Origin of the sequence: Agarivorans aestuarii, from assembly GCF_019670125.1 — a bacterium.
GTDB lineage: Bacteria > Pseudomonadota > Gammaproteobacteria > Enterobacterales > Celerinatantimonadaceae > Agarivorans > Agarivorans aestuarii.
The window spans coordinates 4,250,288-4,268,212 of sequence record NZ_AP023033.1 but is presented as its reverse complement, the minus strand read 5'-3'; the positions used below and the strand labels follow the sequence as shown (position 1 = coordinate 4,268,212).

The 17,925-nt window shown below is 45.4% G+C and carries 11 protein-coding genes; 5 read left to right on the top strand and 6 right to left on the bottom strand.

The genetic code is table 11. From position 1 onward, the window contains the following. Positions 1-69: 69 nt before the first annotated feature. The 3 genes from K5609_RS19710 to rep form a co-directional block, all read right to left on the bottom strand. Positions 70-3,075 carry an alpha-amylase family glycosyl hydrolase gene (locus K5609_RS19710; protein WP_221075111.1) on the bottom strand — a complete coding sequence of 1,002 codons (3,006 nt, stop codon included), beginning with the start codon at positions 3,073-3,075 and terminating at the stop codon, positions 70-72. A gap of 275 nt (positions 3,076-3,350) precedes the next feature. After that, positions 3,351-4,451, bottom strand: a complete 1,101-nt coding sequence (locus tag K5609_RS19705) for a protein kinase family protein (protein WP_221075110.1) — start codon at positions 4,449-4,451, stop codon at positions 3,351-3,353. A 196-nt stretch (positions 4,452-4,647) separates the two neighbouring features. Then, a complete protein-coding gene (rep, locus tag K5609_RS19700; RefSeq protein ID WP_221075109.1) occupies positions 4,648-6,675 on the bottom strand; it encodes a DNA helicase Rep in 2,028 nt (675 codons plus the stop codon). A 179-nt stretch (positions 6,676-6,854) separates the two neighbouring features. Between rep and K5609_RS19695 the strand changes: the two genes are divergently transcribed. Genes K5609_RS19695 through K5609_RS19685 form a run of 3 tightly spaced genes read left to right on the top strand, consistent with a single transcriptional unit; the run spans position 6,855 to position 11,641 of the window. Next, positions 6,855-7,421, top strand: a complete 567-nt coding sequence (locus tag K5609_RS19695; RefSeq protein ID WP_221075108.1) for a TetR/AcrR family transcriptional regulator — start codon at positions 6,855-6,857, stop codon at positions 7,419-7,421. Between the two features lie 15 nt (positions 7,422-7,436). Further along, a complete protein-coding gene (locus tag K5609_RS19690; protein ID WP_016401945.1) occupies positions 7,437-8,558 on the top strand; it encodes an efflux RND transporter periplasmic adaptor subunit in 1,122 nt (373 codons plus the stop codon). An 11-nt stretch (positions 8,559-8,569) separates the two neighbouring features. Next, positions 8,570-11,641, top strand: a complete 3,072-nt coding sequence (locus K5609_RS19685) for an efflux RND transporter permease subunit (RefSeq protein ID WP_221075107.1) — start codon at positions 8,570-8,572, stop codon at positions 11,639-11,641. 69 nt (positions 11,642-11,710) lie between these two features. Here K5609_RS19685 and K5609_RS19680 read toward each other — a convergent pair whose 3' ends face one another. Together K5609_RS19680 and tcdA are read right to left on the bottom strand one after the other, a co-directional pair. Further along, positions 11,711-13,345, bottom strand: a complete 1,635-nt coding sequence (locus K5609_RS19680; RefSeq protein WP_221075106.1) for a methyl-accepting chemotaxis protein — start codon at positions 13,343-13,345, stop codon at positions 11,711-11,713. Between the two features lie 171 nt (positions 13,346-13,516). Further along, a complete protein-coding gene (gene tcdA, locus K5609_RS19675) occupies positions 13,517-14,299 on the bottom strand; it encodes a tRNA cyclic N6-threonylcarbamoyladenosine(37) synthase TcdA (RefSeq protein WP_221075105.1) in 783 nt (260 codons plus the stop codon). Between the two features lie 417 nt (positions 14,300-14,716). Between tcdA and K5609_RS19670 the strand changes: the two genes are divergently transcribed. Then, positions 14,717-15,244 carry a DUF4136 domain-containing protein gene (locus K5609_RS19670; protein ID WP_221075104.1) on the top strand — a complete coding sequence of 176 codons (528 nt, stop codon included), beginning with the start codon at positions 14,717-14,719 and terminating at the stop codon, positions 15,242-15,244. Between the two features lie 43 nt (positions 15,245-15,287). Here the strand turns inward: K5609_RS19670 and K5609_RS19665 are convergent, their stop codons facing one another. Beyond that, positions 15,288-16,694: a sensor domain-containing diguanylate cyclase gene (locus tag K5609_RS19665; protein ID WP_221077319.1), complete on the bottom strand. Its 1,407-nt coding sequence runs from the start codon at positions 16,692-16,694 to the stop codon at positions 15,288-15,290. Between the two features lie 172 nt (positions 16,695-16,866). On the opposite strand from K5609_RS19665, the gene K5609_RS19660 reads away from it, so the two are divergent. Beyond that, positions 16,867-17,901 carry an acyltransferase gene (locus tag K5609_RS19660; protein WP_221075103.1) on the top strand — a complete coding sequence of 345 codons (1,035 nt, stop codon included), beginning with the start codon at positions 16,867-16,869 and terminating at the stop codon, positions 17,899-17,901. Positions 17,902-17,925: the final 24 nt, after the last annotated feature.

Below are 17,925 nucleotides of genomic sequence, written 5' to 3'. Positions count from 1 at the left end.
AACTGTTCCATAGTTAATCCACCCAGCCATTCCGCACAGAGCAAAATGGCTAGGTGGGAATATTGAGATTTATAGTTTGTCTAAAATCACAAAGCTGTTTGCTGGCACCGTTACTGAATGGCTGCCGCCACTCACAGTAATGATTTGCTCGTTGTAGCTGGCGGCGTTGGTATTTGGCGTTATTAAACGATAGCTACCATTAGCCATATTATTAAAGGTGTAGCTAAAGCCACTGCCTTTAGTGAGAGCTACGTAAGCTACAGCTGCCCCATTATCACGAGCAAATGCTGCATGATCGCCATCTAGCAATAGGTCGATTTGCTGACCTTTTTGAATGGCTTCAGAGGAGCTGCGCAGGCTATTTAGCATTTTTAAATGCTTATAGAGCGTTGGCTGGTTGGTTTTGGCGTAGTTAATGCCTTCTGAACCCAGCATCCAACGTGCTACTACATCATCTTTTTCAGTGGTGGTAATGTAGTGTGGCCAGCTTGAATAAAGCACCTCGGTGCCGTAGAACACCACCGGCAGGCCACGGAACAAGTAGATAAAGTTTAAGTTATTGAGGTACTGCGTTTCACTCAATACACCGTTAGCTCGGGTAACATCGTGGTTATCTACAAAGGTAGCTAGATAGGTTGGATCGTAAATGCCAGAGGCATCGCCATCGGCACCAGCAATACGGGCGTAGCCATTGCCGTCGTCAAACCCTGCTTCACCTCTAAAGGCTTTGCCCATCCAACCTGGAAAGTCCATGGAAGAACCATGTAAATCCAACATATGGAATTTTTTGCCTTGGCCGTTGTAGATTAGATCAACCGCCGACTTACGATCGCCTGTCCATGCTTCGCCTGCCATGTAGAAGTTGTCGTTGCCTAAACTACGAGCATGAGCATCCATTTCTAGGGTGAATCGTTCCCAGAAATCAGCAGTCATGTACGAAACCGTATCAATACGGAAAGCATCTACGCCATGGTCGATAAAGCGCTTATACACATTGATTAGATGTTTAGTTGCGTTTTGGTCATCGTCACCATGTTCGTTAAAATCAAGCAAGTCGATCAACCAGGTATTCCCAGTACTGGCGTAGCTAAAGAAGCCATTTTTAGCGCCATCCATGTAAGGGTCATTGGTTTCCCAATTCCAGGTTTGACCATCCATTTTAATCTCTAGCGCTCGGTCGGCCCATTTACTCTTCGAGCCTACTACCGATTGGCCAGGCTGACCGTGGTTTACCACGATGTCGAGCATGATCTTCATGTCGCGCGAATGCAATGCATCCACTAAGGCGTCAAAACCTGCCCAGCCATCATTGTCTTTACCTAAAGAGTGTAGGTGTGGGTCAATTTTGTCGAAGTCGTAACCCCAGTAACCATGGAAGGCTGAAGCTTCATAGTCGTCACTGGCGTTAAAACGGCGCCCTTCAGGCTGCTTCACAACCGGAGTAATCCAAATGGCGGTAAAGCCCATGTCTTGGATGTAATCGAGGTTGTCGATAATGCCTTGGAAATCACCACCATGGTAGTAAGACAAAGGACCGGTTTTGCTGGTGTTAGTATTGTACTTATCGGCTTCACCATTGGGTAAGTACTCGTCACCCCAGATGTTGTTATTGCTCGTATCACCATCTGCAAATCGGTCGGTCATAATGAAGTAAACATTCTCTTCACGGAAGTCGCCGCTGGTAATGATGCTAGGGTCAATGGTGTAGTTAAAGGTGCTAATACCTTGGTTGCCATTGGCATCAACTGCTAGCACTTTAAGCACTAAATCTATGCCTGTGCTTACTACATCACTTGCAGTAAAGCTTTGTTGATTACATGGGCTAAGTGCAGTGGTTGGCAGGCTGCCGTCGGTGGTGCAATAAAGCTTAGGTGCAGGGTCTTGGTTATCAGTCACACTTAAACTAATTTGCTGGGCAGTGGTGTAGCTGCCGCCAGATGGAGAAGCACTGGCTACTGGCGCCTTAGTATCCTCACCTTCAATTTCGCTAGTGGTCACTTGTTTGCTGGTGGCATTAAAACAGATCTCATAAGTGGTATCTGGATTAACCGTGACGTCGGCGCTTGGGTAGTTCTCAGTCCAATCGCCAAAGTGGTCCACTTTAAAGCGTGGATCAACGCTACCAAAGCTTTGGGTGGTGCAGTAGTTCTCCCCATCGCTAGTGGTCATTAGGGTGGTTTGCCAGTCATTAGGCGTACCGCGGAAATACCAAGTATCGGCTGGTGCATCGCTAATGGTGTAATCAAAGCTGCTGACAGCAGAGTTACCCGATGCATCCACAGCTAGCACTTTTAGGCTTAAATCAACACCGTCAGTTACCACATCACTAGCGCTAAAGCTTGCGCCATTGCATTGCGGTGAAGCTTGAGTGGGTATAGAGCCATCGGTAGTGCAGTAGATATTGGGTGCACTGTCTTGATTATCGCTAACAGTTAAGCTGATTTGCTGAGCTTGGGTGTAAGAACCCGCTGCAGGGGTGGCGCTTACTGTAGGAGCTTGAGTATCTTCTGTCGTGGTTGGTGTTGCGGTGATTTGTTTTGAATCGGCGTTAAAACAAATCTGGTAGCTAGCATTGCCAGTTACTATAAAGTCTGCTGTTGGGTAAGCTTCGTTCCAATCGCCATAATGGTCGATTTTGAAACGTGGGTTATCGTTAGCAAAACTCTGGGTAGTACAAAAGTTTAGGTTATCGCTGCTGGTCATGGCTGTGGCAGCCCAGCCATTTGAAGTGCCGCGATAAAACCAGCTATCCTCTGGTGGTTCTACCTCGCCACAGCTAGCCACTTCTGTAGTGCTTATATTTTTGCTGTCGCTAAAAAAACTAATGTTATAGCTCTTGTTAGCATCAACCCGTACATCGGTACTTGGGTAGGCTTCGTTCCAGTCGCCAAAGCGATCGATTTTAAAGCGTGGGTCGCTGCTACCAAAACTTTGGCAAGTGGTGTATTCGGTTCCTGAAACTACTGCAAGGGGCGTGGATTGCCATTGGTTTGGCGTACCCCTAAAGTTCCATTCGGCTGCCACAGGCGCAGACAGCAACGTCGCCCCCGCGAGAGCGATTGTTAACTTGTTCATGGATCCTTTCCTTATACTGTTTTTCTTGCTGTATTTTTAACCACCTAGTTATGGCGAAAATTTTGCAAATTCGCTCAACATTGGTGATTTTTAATCATTGTTATAGTTGTTTTGCCACAGCGCAGATCTTTGTGCTGGCCATGGCCATAACAATGTTAGAGAAAAAACATAAACAAAGGATAAAAAATGTACAGAAATGTGAGCCTGTCATCACAAAGGCATCAAGATAAGTTGATGCCTTTGTAAATAAAGCTTAACGGTTTGAATTGTAGGATTTATTTCTGTTGGTACTGGGCCGCTAGTTGACGGTAATCTTGGTATTTTTTGATTAGGTCGACCTGCTCCAGCTCTGCGTTGTCAAACAACAGCGCGCCGTTGTTTTGAAGCTGTAAATAAACAGTGGCAGCCATGGTGATGACTTTGTCGATGCGCTTTAAGGTCATTGGGGTGCAGCTCTTGCCACTAATGTCGTCGGCAATGTCTAAACAGTGGGAGCGGAAGCTTTCTGCAATAAATAGATTTTTCAGTGAGCGTTCGTTGTCTAGAGCATATTCCCAGCGTTCAATAATCTCTGTTTGCCATTGGATTATGGCCGGCTGGGCATAGTTTTGTTTTAGCCAAATGAGCTTTTGGGTATAAACATCTAACGCAGCTTCTTTTAGCTCACGATAAATCGCAAGTTGGTCTGCGGCGGTCATTACATCTTGGTAGCGCAGCAAATAGCCAAATACATTGCGGGTTTCTAAACGTTCCACCGCATGAAAATCTGGAGCAGCTAAACCATCACTATTAAAGTGCTCTAAGGGATCGTAAGGGTACATATAGCCAAAATCGAACAGATGGATTTGTCGGCCGTCGTAAATGATGTTGCCAGGAGACAAATCCCACTCCATTAAGCCAGCTTGCTCTAGGGCAAATTGGGTATCGAAAATCTGTCTAAAAATTTCACGGCTAAAACTGCATAGTGGCTTGCCTTCAATCCACGGTGACAAAATAAAACCAAGGCGATAGTTGGCGTAAAGGGTAGTTACAATGTGTTGATAAGCTTTGGCGGTGCTAGGTTGGTCTTTAAGCGCTTGAATATCGCGGCGGCGCTGTACTTCGTTAAGGAAGGAAGTTTCACCATCAACATTATGCACCAAGGCTTGCGGGCGACGTTTTTTAAGATTGTAGTGTCGGCCATCAATACATAGGTGAAACACAATAGCAGTTAAACCGCCTTCAAATACTTCCACTACATAGGGAGAATCTGCTTCTAGAGCGACCAGTTGTTCTGGCGGCAAGGGACAGGCAGCGGCATCACCCACTATAATATTCTGCTCTCCTTGTTGAAAATGCAGTTGAGCTTGTTGACGTTGTTCAACTAATGCATTCATCAGTACTCTCCATCCTTGATTATGTTTTTGTGAGTTTATTCTCATAAAACCTTGGAGTAAGGCGCTTTTATGGGATGAAAACCGTTTCGGTCACAAATATGTTGTGCCTTTAGAAGGTAATTAGCGCAGGATCACATTTAAGATCGTTGATCTTAAATATGACCAAATGATGTTAATTAACTAAGGATGGTGAAATTTAGCTGTTGTTTTTGTTAAGCGCGGCCCGCAACGCAGCAATGCCTTTGTTGCCTTTTTCTTGGCGTTCTTCAGCGGTTTCCTTTTTACGGCGTTGCTCCCACACTAAATCGTTTTGTGGCAGTTCGTATAAAAACCGGCTTGGTTCTGGTTTGATGAGTTCGCCAAACTGGCGACGCTCTTTAGTTAAGGTGAAAGTGAGTTCGCGCTGGGCCCGAGTAATCCCAACATAAGCAAGGCGACGCTCTTCTTCTACATTGTCTTCATCAATACTGCTTTGGTGCGGCAATAAACCTTCTTCCATGCCGATGAGGTACACGTAAGGAAACTCCAAACCTTTTGAGGCGTGCAAGGTCATTAATTGAACCTGATCGCTTTCTTCGTCTTCTTCGCCACGTTCCATCATGTCGCGTAAAATCAGCCGATTAACCACTTGTGGCAAGGTCATTGGCTCGTTGTCGTTATCACCTTCGAGCATGCCACTTACCCAGCGAAATAGCTCTGAGACATTCTTCATGCGCATTTCTGCAGCTTTAGGGCTGGGGCTGGTTTCGTAAAGGAAGTCTTCGTAGTGAATATCTCGGATCATGTCGCGTACAGCTTGCTGAGCATCTCCTCGCTCAACGCGCTCGGCCAATGCCAGTAACCACTGACTAAACTCATTCACTGCATTAAGTGCTCGGGTGGGCAAAATGCTGGTCATGGCTATGTGGGTAGTTGCTGCAAACAAGCTGATTTGTTGCTCGTTGGCGTAGGTACCCACTTTTTCTAAGGTAGTTGGGCCAATTTCGCGACGTGGCGTATTGATGATACGCAGCAAGGCGTTGTCGTCGTCTTGGTTCACCAATACCCGTAGATAGGCCATGATGTCTTTGATTTCGGCGCGGGCAAAAAACGAGGTGCCGCCACTAATTTTATAGGGAACACGGTTGTTCATTAAGGTTTTTTCGAGCAGCCGAGACTGGTGATTGCCGCGGTATAAAATGGCGTAATCTTGGTAATTGGCGTTATTCATAAAACGGTGACCAATTAACTCGGCCACTACGCGCTCAGATTCTTGTTCTTCGGTTTTCGCAAAGAGAATCTTAAGTGGTTCACCGTAGGCTAACTCGGAGAACAGCGATTTCTCGAAAATATGCTCATTGTTTTCGATAAGGATGTTGGCGCACTTTAATATCCGCTGGGTTGAGCGATAGTTTTGCTCCAGCATGATCACTTCTAAAGCAGGGAAATCTTTTTGCAGCTGCATCAGGTTTTTAGGCTGCGCACCACGCCAAGAGTAAATGCTCTGGTCATCGTCACCAACCACGGTGAAGCAGGCGCGCTCCTGGGTAATTAATTTTACCAGCTGATACTGGCTGGTATTGGTATCTTGATACTCATCTACCAATAAATATTGAATGGTATCTTGCCAACGTTTACGTACTGCTGCGTCGTGGGTGAGCAATAGCGTAGGCATTAAAATCAGGTCATCAAAGTCTAGTGCGTTATAGGCGGTAAGCTGACGCTGATAGGCTTCGTACATATGGGCAAACAATTGCTCTTGCTGGCTTTGGCCGGTAGCTCTGGCTACAGCTTGCGCCGGTAATACCAAATCATTCTTCCAGTTAGAAATGCAGCTAAGCAGTTGCTTGAGTAAGTCTTTATCGCCCTCTAATTCTTTTTCGGTGAGCTCTTTGAGTAAGGCCATTTGGTCTTGATCGTCAAACAGTGAGAAGTTGGGTTTTAGCTTAAGGCTGCGGTATTCACGGCGAATAATGTCTAAACCCAAGGTATGGAAAGTACATACCCGCAAGCCTCGCGCTTCTTTGCGCCCCATGGTTTGGCCCACCCGCTCTTTCATTTCGCGGGCAGCTTTATTAGTGAAGGTTACCGCGGCAATGTTTTTTGCCTTATAGCCACAGTTTTGCACTAAATGAGCAATTTTGTTGGTAATAACCCGTGTTTTACCACTGCCTGCACCTGCTAATACTAAGCAGGGGCCAGATACATAACTAACGGCTTTATCTTGTGCGGGATTTAACTTCACGGAGCTTTCCTTCTAAACGGGCCGTGCATTTTAGCCGATCAGAGAGGGCTGATCTACGCCGCTTTAACGCTTTCATATTCTTTAACAAATGTAAGAATTTGTAAAATGAACAATTATTCATTGATTGTTTTTTGATGAGGAATATAATCGCGAAAAATACTGAACAAATGTTCATTTTTATGATTTCCGATAAACGCGTACGTATATTGATGGCTGCTGAGGCGCTGATTAATAAATCAGGGCTTGAGGCTGTGTCTATTCACCGCGTGGCCAAGCAGGCAAAAGTAGCGACCGGTACCATCTATTTGTATTTTAAAGATAAAGACGAGTTGATGGCGGAGCTTCATGAGCGTAATTTGCGTTTGTTTGCCGAGGCCTTTTTGGCAGATGTTAATACGGCACAGAGCTTACAAGAGTGCCACAGTCGTTTGTGGCTAAATGCACTACACTACCATCAAGAAAATGTGAATGTGCAACGCTTGTGGGTCCATTTAGAAACCTTACCTAAAAATGCTCGTCACAAAGCGCTTATCCAGGAATTATTTAAACCGGTAAAACTTTTTTTTAGCCGTGGTGTCGAACAAGGCTGCTTTAAACCTTTACCAAGCGAAATGCTATACGCCTTGGCCTTTGGCCAAATACTCGAAATTTGTCGCTTTTCTCAACTTCGAGAAGCGAATTTTACAAAGCAAGACATGGATGCCGCGCTTTTAGCTAGCTGGGATGCTATTACCATACACCCTTAGTGATTGGAGTGGGAAATGAAAAAATGGATGGCAATCATGCTAGTCATAACAGTGATTCTGTTTGGTAGCGTGTTTGGTTTTTACCTATTCAAACAAAAGATGATTGCCGAATTTATGGCTAATCGTCCGGTGCCAGAAATGCCTGTGGAAGTGGCTACAGCGAATGCAGAAGACTGGCAGCCAGCAATTGAATCAATTGGATTTATTGAGCCCTACCAAGGTGTGAATATTAGTAGCTCAGTGGCTGGATTGGTGACTAAAATTCACTTTACTTCGGGTGACACAGTAAAAGCGGGTGAACTATTGGTGAGCCTAGAAGCTGACGTTGAAAAAGCTAACCTGGCTAGTGCTAAGGCCAAGCTTCCAGCGGTTAAGCGCCAAATGGAGCGCAATAAAACCTTGTTGGATCGTGGTTCGGTTTCGCAAACCCAGTTTGATGACTCGGAAGCTAACTACCTTGCCTTGGTCAGTGATATTGAAGCACTTAAAGCCACTATTGAGCGCCGTGATATTCGCGCCCCGTTTAACGGTGTAATGGGCATTCGCCAAATCAACCTTGGTCAATACTTGCAAGCGGGTGACGACATTGCTCGTTTAGAGAATCTTGATCATATGTTGCTGCGCTTTATTGTGCCGCAAAAAGACATCTCGCTTATCAATGTTGGTACCGAGATTGAGCTTAACTCTGATGCTTATCCTGCGCAGTGGTTTAAAGGCAAAATCACTACCATTGAACCTACCGTTGACCCACAAAGTGGTGTGATTCAGGTACAGGCTACCATTCCAAATGCTGAAGGGCTTTTACGGTCTGGCATGTACGCCAGTGTACGTATTTGGCAAGCGGTGCAGCCTAATCAAATTGTGGTGCCACAGCAGGCTATTTCGTTTTCCTTATACGGTGAATCTATTTACGTTCTAGAAAGTGAAACTGCAGACGACGGCAGCGAAACTTTAATTGCTAAGCAACGTTCAGTCACTGTGGGTGAACGTCGCGGCGATGTTGCTGTGATCGATAAAGGCGTGAACGCTGGCGAGCAAGTAGTGGTTTCTGGTCAAGTGCGTTTACGTAACGGGGCTGTGGTTCGTATTGTTGAAGATAGCTTCGTACAACGCGACCAAAACTTGCCAAAAGATTAGGAGCGTAGGTCATGAGATTTACCGATATTTTTATTCGGCGACCGATATTAGCGCTGTCTTTAAGTTTGCTGCTGCTGATTATTGGTATTCAATCAGTATTTAAGCTGCAAATTCGCGAGTATCCAGAGCTAACCAACACGGTTATTACTGTAAGCACCGCTTATTATGGTGCGCCTGCAGAAGTTATACAGGGTTTTATTACCCAGCCATTGCAGCAGTCGATTGCTGAGGCGGATAACTTAGATTTCTTGGAATCTAACTCTTCTATGGGCAGCAGTACCATTACTGCTTACATGAAAACAGGTGCCGACCCAGATGCTGCACTGTCGGAGATTATGGCTAAAGTAAACGCTGTACGTGCGCGTTTACCCAGTGAAGCCTTAGATCCCAACATTTCGCGCTCAACCGGTTCTAGTACCTCGATTATGTACATCGCCTTTAGTAGTGATGAGCTAAAAGCGGCGCAAATTGTGGATTATGTAAACCGTAACGTGCAGCCGCAAATGGTGACGGTAACGGGTGTTGCCAAGGCCAATGTTTACGGGCCGCAGTTGTCGATGCGGGTATGGTTAGATCCAGTAAAACTGGCGAACCATAAACTTACCGCGGCAGAAGTGGTTAACGCTCTGCAAAACAACAACTTTAGGTCGGCTCCGGGTCAAGCTAAAAGTCGTTTCTTCCTTTATAACGTAGAAGCTGATACCGATCTTAAAACCCGTGCCGAGTTTGAGCAGTTGATTGTTGCGCGTAGCGAAAGTGGCATTGTGCGCTTAAACGATGTGGCTGAGCTGGAGCTGGATGCAGCACGTGAAACCGTACGAGCGAAAGCTGATGCACAAACCGCGGTTGTGGTAGCCATTGACCCAACGCCTACTGCCAACCCGCTAACCGTTGCCAAGTTGATTACCGAAATGCTACCCGACTTGGAAGCTAACCTTCCAGATAGCATGGGCATGCAAGTACTTTATGATTCAACGGAATACATTGAATCATCGATTAATGAAGTACTTACCACCATTGTGGAAGCCACCATTATTGTTGTGGTTGTGATTTTCTTGTTCATGGGTAACTTGCGTGCAGTACTCATTCCAGTTATCGCGATTCCGCTATCACTGATTGGTGTGTGTTTGGCGATGCAAGCCTTAGGTTTCTCGCTAAACCTATTAACCTTGTTGGCTATGGTGCTGGCAATTGGTTTGGTGGTGGACGACGCCATTGTTGTGGTGGAAAACGTTGACCGGCATATTCGCCAAGGGATGAAACCCTTTGATGCTGCCATTGTTGGTACCCGCGAAATTGCCTTGCCGGTAATTTCGATGACCATTACCTTAGCAGCAGTGTATTCGCCGATCGCCATGGTCGAAGGTTTAACCGGCGTATTGTTTGCCGAGTTTGCCCTTACCCTTGCGGGCGCGGTTGTGGTATCGGGTTTTGTTGCCTTAACCTTATCGCCGGTGATGTGTTCGGTATTACTTAAGCACAACCCTAATCCGGGCCGTTTTGAAGTAGGCGTTCATAAATTCTTAGATAGTTTAGATAGCGGCTACGACAAACTTGTTGGCGGGGTATTAAAGTACCGCCCTGTGGTGGTGATCTTCGCCATTATTGTGATGGGCTCTTTGTACCCGCTACTGAAGATTATTCCTACTGAACTTGCACCTGCTGAAGATAAAGGCGCTGCAATGATTATGGCGAATGGTCCGGCTGGGGCAAACATTGACTACATGGATCAATACACCACCGAAGTGGGTCGACGCGGCATGGCCTTAGACGATATTGCCAGTGCATTTACCTTAGCGGGTATACCTAGTGCGACCCAGGGTTTAGGCTTCTTAAACACCACTTTGTGGGAAGATCGCACCATGAGCCAAGATGAGCTGGTTAAAGCGATTCAAGCCGAAACCGCCGACATCGCTGGTGTATCTGTCGCTTCGTTTCCGCTGCCGGTTTTGCCCGGTGCCAGTGGTGGTTTTCCGGTGCAGTTTGTATTGCAAGGTACCGGTGATTACCGCACTTTGGTGAGCCTAGCCCAGGAGCTACAACAAGCTGCTATGCAAAGTGGTTACTTTGTATTTACCGACTTAGACACCAAGTTCCAAACGGCAACCTTAGACATTAAAGTTAACCGTGATAAAGCCGGTGCCTATGGGGTGAAGATGGCAGACATTGCCAGCACCTTGGGTACTTTAATGGGTGATGGTTACATCAACCACATTAACTATGATGGTCGCTCTTACGAGGTGATCCCTCAGGTTAAGCGTGAAGACCGATTAAGCCCTGAGGCAATTGGTCAGTTCTATGTGAAAACCGTTGATGGTAGCCCGGTACCCTTGGTTAACTTGATTGAATGGGACTTAACCGGCCAGCCAAGTTCGCTACTGCAAATGAACCAAACCAACTCGGTAACCTTAAATGGTGCCTTAATGCCAGGCCAAACCATGGGGGACGCGCTTAAGTTCTTAGAGCAAAAATCTGCAGAGATTTTACCTAAGGGTTATGGTTTTGAGTACAAAGGTGAATCTCGTCAGTTTGTGCAAGAAGGTTCAGCCTTGTATGCCACCTTTGGCTTAGCACTGGCGATTATCTTCTTGGTATTGGCGGCGCAGTTCGAAAGTATTCGCGACCCAATTGTGATTATGGTGTCGGTACCGTTAGCGATTTGTGGTGCGCTATTGATGATGGGCTGGGGCTTAGCCTCACTCAATATCTATACCCAAATTGGTATGATTACCCTCGTTGGTTTGATTACTAAACACGGTATTTTGATGTGCGAAGTAGCCAAAGAGCGTCAAATCTTGAAAGGTGAAGACAAGATCACTGCGATTCGCCATGCTGCCCGAATTCGTTTGCGTGCAATTTTGATGACCACCATCTCTATGGTGGCGGGCTTGGTACCATTGCTACTCGCTGTTGGTCCAGGTGCTGCTGCACGCTTTGATATTGGTATGGTTATTTGTGCGGGTTTATCCATTGGTACGGTATTTACATTGTTTGTATTGCCAGTAATTTACTCCTATTTGGGTGCCAATCACAAACCAGTGCCAAGTGTTGATCACTTGGTGGGTGATACGGTAGCCGACTAAGCCAACACTGTAGCTAGTAAAAGCCCAAGCATCTGCTTGGGCTTCTTTATGGTCGTTATTCATAAGTACTTAATACTCAAAGCGCTTAAGCTGCACATTGAAGTCATCGGCTAGTTGATTAAGCTGGCCACTAATTTGATTTGACTCATCCACTTGTTGAGAGTTTTGTGCGGCCACATCGGCGATGCGTTCAATCAGTGAAGCAATCTCGCCAGCAACAGTAGTTTGCTCCTTTGCGGCTGAGGCAATGTGTAAGTTCATTTCATTAATGCTGCCAATGGAGGTAACAATTTCTGATAGCAGGCTTTCTGCTGTTTCTACTTGTTCTACAACTTCGTCGGTTCGGCTTTGGCTTTGCTCCATGGCGGTTACTGCGTTGTTAGCACCACCTTGAATCTTCTCGAGAATGTTTTGAATTTCGCTAGTACTTTGTTGGGTTTTTTGCGCCAAGGTTCTTACTTCATCGGCTACCACAGCAAAGCCTCGACCTTGTTCGCCAGCGCGTGCTGCCTCAATCGCTGCATTTAACGCCAGCAAGTTAGTTTGCTCGGCAATGCCTTTAATCACATCAAGCACCGCTCCTACATTATTGGTATCTGTGGCTAAATCTTTAACCACTTCACCAGCGTGGCTAATATCGGCTACCTGAGTATTAATACTGGTGATTACCTGCTTCATGGCTTCGGCGCCATTGTGCGCGGTTAAGTCGGTATTATGGGTAGTATCGGCAGTATTGGCGGCATTTTGCGATACCTCATTGGCCGAGTGCGACATCTCTTGAATAGCGGTGGCCACTAAATCAGAGCTTTCTCGTTGTTGGTGGGTGCCCTTGGCGAGATCTTCCGACATGCTATTTAACATGTTTGAAGAGTTATGCAGCTGCTCACCAGATTGGCTTAAATCAGACACGGTGCTGAGTAAAAATTGTTGTAGTTTTCGAGTCGCATTGGCCAATTTCCCTAGCTCGTCGCCGCGCTCTAGCTGTACTGTCACATTAAGCTTACCATTGGCTAATACATCTATATCTTCTACTAGAGAGTTAATTGGCTTAATGCATTGGCGCTCCATAAATAAGAAGCTAACAAGAATCACTAGTAGGCCACTAATACCAATGATGATGAAGCTGATATTGCTTACTTGGTGGGCGCGCACAGTGTTTAATTCGACCTGCTCGGCAGTTATCGATTTAAGTTGGTCGCTAAGCTGCGCCATGGATTTAGACGGGGCCCTATCAATGCCTTTTACCGCCTTATCGCCAACTTTAAAATCAAAGCCTGCTGCCTCATATTCGGCTTTACCTTTAGCATAGGCGGTGCCGAGTGTTTTATGTGAGGCCAAAAACTCTTCTGCAAGTTTTGCCAGTTCTGGGTAGTTGGCTTGTCTTAGCTCTGTGACCAGTTTGCCAACCTGTTGCTGAACTTCTTTTTGCTTATCTTGGAAGCGATCCCAATACTTTTTATTTTGCTCTGGGTCGTGACCACGCAGAAGCACGTTTTTCCATTCTTGGATTTGAGTTTTAAAGGCGATGTGGGACAGCAGAGCCACTTCTTCAAGGTGTACTTCGTTATGAGTGAGTTTATCAAAGCTGTTTGCGGTTTCTCTTAGGTGCAGCGCAGTGTATATGGCTACCGCCATAAGCAGCACTAACGAAGCAACAAGAACCGACAGTATTTTGAAGCGTAGGCTGGTTTTATCCCAAGACATTTTTGCTCTCCTTTGCTATTGAATTAAGCATAGAACAGCAAACTTAAAATACTAGAAAACCTTACTTTTTTGCGGTTTAGCCAGTAATTATTTAGGCTTGAGTAGTAAAAAAAGCCAAAAATAGTTTGGCTTTAAAGCTAAGTCTTTGAGTATTTTAGCTTATATGCCAATTTACTGGCTTTTGGCGGCGAGTTTTTTCAGCACTCGAGACACAGCAGCAAAGGCAAAACTCGCGGTGAGGTGAGTGACCGCACCAAAGCCACTGCTGCAATCCATACGCATAGTACCGCCCGCATCGGGTTTTGCCATACAGGTTTCACCATCACTGCTTGGGTAAATTAGTTGCTCGGTAGAATATACGCAATCTACGCCAAACTTTCGTTTTGGGTTTTTGCTGAAGTTGTAGAATCTGCGCAGCTCGTTGCGGACTTTGGCTGCTAGGGGATCTTGAATGGTTTTGGCCAAATCTGTAATTTGGATTTGCGTAGGATCTATTTGCCCGCCTGCGCCACCTACCGTTATGAGTTTGATTTTGTTGCGTTTACAGTAAGCAATTAAGGCTGATTTAGCTTTTACGCTATCAATGGCATCAATCACATAGTCAAAGTCTTTGGTGATGTATTCACTAAGGTTATCTTTGGTAACAAAGTCTTCAATTTCTAGGCATTGGCACTCTGGATTTATTTGTAAAATCCGCTGGCGCATTACCTCGGTTTTTGACTGACCCACGGTGCTGGTGGTGGCGTGGATCTGACGATTGGTATTCGTGGTGCAGATGTCATCCAGATCTATCAGGGTGATTTTACCAATGCCACTTCTAGCTAAAGCTTCTGCTGCCCAAGAGCCGACACCACCAATGCCAATTACACATACGTGAGATTGTCGGAAGGTGTTGAGCGCCGAGCGACCATAAAGGCGCGCAATGCCGCCAAAGCGTTGTTCAAATTGAGACATGATAAACCACTATAAAAATAACGGTGGCGATTATAACAAAGCCTTGGTACTTGGTTAAGCATTAGGGTCTGTTGATCTTTGCTGATGGTTTTTGCAGCAATTTATTAGCCATTTAGGCAAGGCAGTGAGTGTGCAGTTAAGTGGGCTTAATAATCACTCGCTAACGCTGAATAAATGGCTAAGAAATGCTGCCCGAAGGGTTCGGATAAGCGAACTTTACTCTTTGTTAAGCACTTCTTGCTTAGCCCACTAGGCTTCTAAGTGCTCGCCGCGATTAAAGCCCTCTTATCTCGAAAAAAATTTCAACACCAAAGATCAACAGCCCCTAGTCACAGCAATAATGGGTGGGGTAAATTGGCGTACTTGTGTTAGATTTAAGGTATTGAAATTTGTGCTTATAAGCACTTGGAGTGAACTATGTTTCGAATTTTTGCAATTGCGTGTTTGTCATTTATGGCCGCCGCATGCACGGTAAAACCAGCACTAGATTACAATGTTGATCAAGACTTCTCTCAATTCAAAGATTTTGCCTTTGTGCCAATGCCAGAAGATGCAGTGGCAACCATTGATGGTCAACGAATTGAACGTGAATTAAGCAGCCAACTACAAGCTAAAGGTATACCTGCGGTAGCGGTTGAAGAAGCCGATATGCTGGTCGACTACCGGGTCGATATAGCAACGGAGTTAGAATCATACGGCGGTTCGTTCTCGGTGGGTGTAGGCCGCAAACACGGGGCTATTGGTGTGAGCTCACCAGATCGTTATAAAGAACGTAAATATGGCAAACTGGTTGTAGAGTTTTTTGATCCAGCAACTAATGCCTTGGTGTGGCGCTCTATTTCGCAAAGCCAACTACGTGAAACTATGGGACCAGAAAGTCGCGCCGAATTCATTAATAAACAAATCACTTTGATGTTAGAAAACTACCCACCAAAAGCTAACTAATAGATTCGAATACCCGCTAAATAATCTAATTGGCGGGTAAGTTTTATTCTGCTAATACACTTCTATTTCGGCCATTTTGCTTAGCGCGGTACATGGCTTTGTCGGCACGATCAACTAACAGGCTGGCGAGTATTTCGTGGGTTTTGATTTGAGCAATGCCACAGCTAATGCTCATGCTAAGTAAGTTACCCTCAATCTCGAGTTCGCTTTTATTCACACCTAAACGAATTTTTTCTGCTACTTCTAGGGCGGCTAAGGCATCGCAGTTAGGCAGCAATACAATAAACTCTTCACCGCCCCAACGGCACAAAATGTCCGACTGGCGAATATATTGGCGGGTTATTTCGGCCACTTTTTTTAAGGCTCTATCGCCGACTAAGTGGCCATACTTATCGTTAACCTGCTTAAAGTGGTCGATGTCGAAAATGATGATGGAGCAGGGGCTGTTGGCCCGGTGTTGAATATCTATTACTTGCTCTAAGCGACCTTCAAAGGTTTGACGATTATAGATACCGGTTAATTTGTCGGTGGATGCCAGCGTCTCTAAGCGGCGCTGATAGCGGCCTAGGGTAAAGTTAGCCACAATTAACATGCAAACTGTAACTAACAGGCTAATGCTTAAGTTTATCCAAAGCGTGTGTTTTAGATCTTGAATCGCTGGAACATCTTGCTGTTCAACAATTAGGTACCAGTTAAACTCTGGGATATAGCGAGCATTTAGATAGTGTTGTTGGCCATCTTCGCTAAAACGGTAGCTGTTTTTAGCCCCGCTAAGTAATGAGGCTGCTTGAGAGGCTAAGCCTTTGCGCAAGCTAATGTTTCTAGGGCCTTGGTAGTTAGTGCCACTTAAGGTGACATTGCCTAAGGCATCAATGAAATAAACGCTGCGTTGATAGCGAGTTTGGTAGAGCTGAATGAGCTCTTTTACAAACTCTATGTTCAGTCCTACCCCGGTTACACCAATCAACTTTTCTTCAAAATCGAATACTTTGTAGTTAACAAAGACCGTAGTTCTACTGTTATCAGCGGTATCGTAGTCGATGTTGATTTCGTACTCTTGAGAGGGCGGTAATTGGCTCACTCGATAAAACCACACATCATCGGGATCATCTTTAGAGATGGTTTTGATGATGCCAGAAGGATGATAGTAACGGCCACTGTAGCTAGAGACAAAAAAGCTAGTAATGGTTTGGTAGCGCTGCTGAATATTGTCCAAATAGCGAATGATTGGCTGGGCATCATTTTCACCGGAAATCGCCCAATCGCGAACAAAGGTATCTTGCGCCATTAATGATGAAATAAAGATCGGTTGTAATAAGTCTCGTTGAATTTCCGAATAAACGGTATCGCTGGTTAAAGGCAGGTGATTAGACTCTATTTGGTCTCTTAGTGAGTTATGCGCAACTTGGTAGCTTAACCATGAGGTTAGCCAAAAGGCGCATAACAACATAAAAGATAAGCCGAAAACAAACTTACGTTTGTCATTCCATGGGCTATAAATTGGCACCTGCGCTCCTTGCAAACTGGCCTTTATTCAAGATCTTAGTGTAAAGTTAATGTAAGGCTTAGGCAACCAAACTGGCGCTGGCTGCTATTTTAATAATAAAAAGGTTAATATTGTAATGGCTAATAATCAAGCGGCTCGACCGTCGCTGTTCTATATAGAGTGTTTACGCTTTATCGCTGCCATAGCCGTAGTGGGCATTCATGTGCTCGGCCCTTATCGCGATATGGTGCCTGAGCTAGCCTGGCACGAGTGGCTTCCGGCCATTTCCCTAAATGCTATTAGCCGCTGGGCAGTGCCCATTTTCATCATGATCAGCGGTGCTTTGCTGATGTCTGATCAGCGGCCTTTTAATGCAGCGCATTATTTGCCGCGGCGTTTAGCTAAGGTCTTATTGCCCTTTTTAGCGTGGACGGTGATTTATGCCTTTGTTGGGGGTTATCAAGAAGGGGCGTGGTCTTGGGATACAACCGCAAGTTTGTTAGAGCATTCGCCCAATGAACAAACTTGGTATCACCTATGGTTTTTTTACGATTTCATCCCACTTTATTTTGTGATCCCACTGCTAGCTCCACTACTGTATAAAATGGAAAAACAACGCATTTTGTTACTGCTAGCAGCTTGGTTAACGCTTACCTTAATGCATTGGCTTAAGGTAGAAACTCCACTACGTCAAAACATCATTTTATACAGTGGCTATTTAGTGATGGGCTGGTATCTATTTAACAACGACCAACAAGCTCACCTTAAATTTTGGTTGGCCACAGGCGGCGCAATGCTGGCATTTAATGTATTTGGTAGCGCCTTTTATATTTGGTTGCAGGGGGAATACAGCAGTGTATTCATGGGGTATAAAAGCTTAAATACCGCAGTGATTGCCATGAGCTTGTTTGTATTAATAAAAGCTTACGCAGAGCGAGTACCGCAAGGATTTAGACCATTAATCAAAACTATCTCCAAATACAGTTTTGGAATTTATTTAGTCCACCCTTTATTTTTGATTCCAGTACGTAACCCCGACTATGGCATTTATCAGTGGTTTGGCCACTCTAGCATTGCGCTCGTTGTGATTAGCGCTGCTGCCTTGGGGCTCGCCTTTGTGCTGAGCTGGTTACTAACCCGCTCATCGCTAACCCGCTGGTTAGTGCCTTAGTGTAAGAAACGAAGTTAGCCAATG

Bases quoted from the DNA above. Each gene is read 5' to 3' on its own strand.
- K5609_RS19710 (WP_221075111.1), bottom strand. From the start codon at position 3,075: ATGAACAAGTTAACAATCGCTCTCGCGGGGGCGACGTTGCTGTCTGCG.
- K5609_RS19705 (WP_221075110.1), bottom strand. From the start codon at position 4,451: ATGAATGCATTAGTTGAACAACGTCAACAAGCTCAACTGCATTTTCAA.
- K5609_RS19695 (WP_221075108.1), top strand. From the start codon at position 6,855: ATGATTTCCGATAAACGCGTACGTATATTGATGGCTGCTGAGGCGCTG.
- K5609_RS19690 (WP_016401945.1), top strand. From the start codon at position 7,437: ATGAAAAAATGGATGGCAATCATGCTAGTCATAACAGTGATTCTGTTT.
- K5609_RS19685 (WP_221075107.1), top strand. From the start codon at position 8,570: ATGAGATTTACCGATATTTTTATTCGGCGACCGATATTAGCGCTGTCT.
- K5609_RS19680 (WP_221075106.1), bottom strand. From the start codon at position 13,345: ATGTCTTGGGATAAAACCAGCCTACGCTTCAAAATACTGTCGGTTCTT.
- tcdA (WP_221075105.1), bottom strand. From the start codon at position 14,299: ATGTCTCAATTTGAACAACGCTTTGGCGGCATTGCGCGCCTTTATGGT.
- K5609_RS19670 (WP_221075104.1), top strand. From the start codon at position 14,717: ATGTTTCGAATTTTTGCAATTGCGTGTTTGTCATTTATGGCCGCCGCA.
- K5609_RS19665 (WP_221077319.1), bottom strand. From the start codon at position 16,694: ATGTTGTTATGCGCCTTTTGGCTAACCTCATGGTTAAGCTACCAAGTT.
- K5609_RS19660 (WP_221075103.1), top strand. From the start codon at position 16,867: ATGGCTAATAATCAAGCGGCTCGACCGTCGCTGTTCTATATAGAGTGT.